The following is a 1,035-nucleotide window of genomic DNA, read 5'->3' on the forward strand; positions in this document are numbered from 1 at the left end:
CCTCACGCTCATACGCTTTTGCCAGCGCTTTACACCAACGCGCCGGTCGCTCGGCGAGGCCTTGCTCCAGCAACGCCTGCGCTTTCGCTTTTACCTCCACCGCAAACGCCGCTTCATCACCACCGTCACCATTCAGGTTATCCAGCGACACCCGAAAATCATGCCCACAAGCGGCACAGAAAAGCGCTTCCAAAGCCTGAGGATAGACTTCCACCCGGCTGAACTCCGCCTGCTGATCCGCACTGCGCCCATCCGGTGCATACCAGTAACCGTAATCTTCCTGCTCGCGGCGTGCCGGACCGGCTACGCACCAGTGGGCGATTTCGTGCAGGGCACTGCGAAAATAATCGCGGGTATAGCAAATTTGGTGGGGACGGCCTGGCAGGTAAACCGGTTCACTGGCACCGCCTACCAGCACGGTGTGGTGGGAATCGAAAAAAGTCGCCCGAAACAGGCGCTCCAGTTCACCACTGACGTACCCCTGTGAAGCGCTTTGCGGTATGGTAGCCGCCTTCGTCTGAACCTGATTCTGATCTATTTCGTTCACCACACCGTTCCGTTTACAACAGTAGCACTTGCCTATGTTATCCCGCCGTCAGGAACTCGCCGCCCAACTCACCCTCGCACTGCCGATTCTGGGTGGGCAACTGGCGCAGACGGCCAACGGCTTTGTGGACACCATGATGGCCGGGCGAGTCAGCGCCAATGACCTGGCCGCGGTGGCCGTGGGCGCCAGTATCTGGGTGCCCCTGTTCCTGTTCATGACCGGCGTGCTGATGAGCGCCACCCCGGTGCTGTCGCGGCATCTGGGCGGCGAAGCTTATCATCGCATCAACCCCCTCGCCCAGCAGGGGCTCTGGTTGGGCCTGGGGCTGGGTGTCCTGTGTGCGCTGATCCTGCGCAGCATTGCCCCGGTGCTGGTATGGATGGACGTGGACCCGGCCATTCGGCCCATGGTCAGCGGCTACCTGGATGCGCTCAGCTGGGGGATGCCCGGTGCCGCGATAATGCTGGCCCTGCGCAGTTATACCGAGG

At 61.5% G+C, this 1,035-nt stretch carries 2 protein-coding genes; one reads left to right on the forward strand and one right to left on the reverse strand.

Features of this window, described 5'->3' with window-relative positions:
* Positions 1-547 (reverse strand): elongation factor P hydroxylase (locus A3730_RS07540; RefSeq protein WP_231883889.1); only part of this gene is annotated, 547 nt, incomplete at its 3' end.
* A 34-nt stretch (positions 548-581) separates the two neighbouring features.
* Between A3730_RS07540 and A3730_RS07545 the strand changes: the two genes are divergently transcribed.
* The coding region (locus A3730_RS07545) for an MATE family efflux transporter (protein WP_255364215.1) at positions 582-1,035 on the forward strand (454 nt) is incomplete at its 3' end.

The sequence above is a fragment of the Alcanivorax sp. HI0044 genome (genome assembly GCF_001634945.1).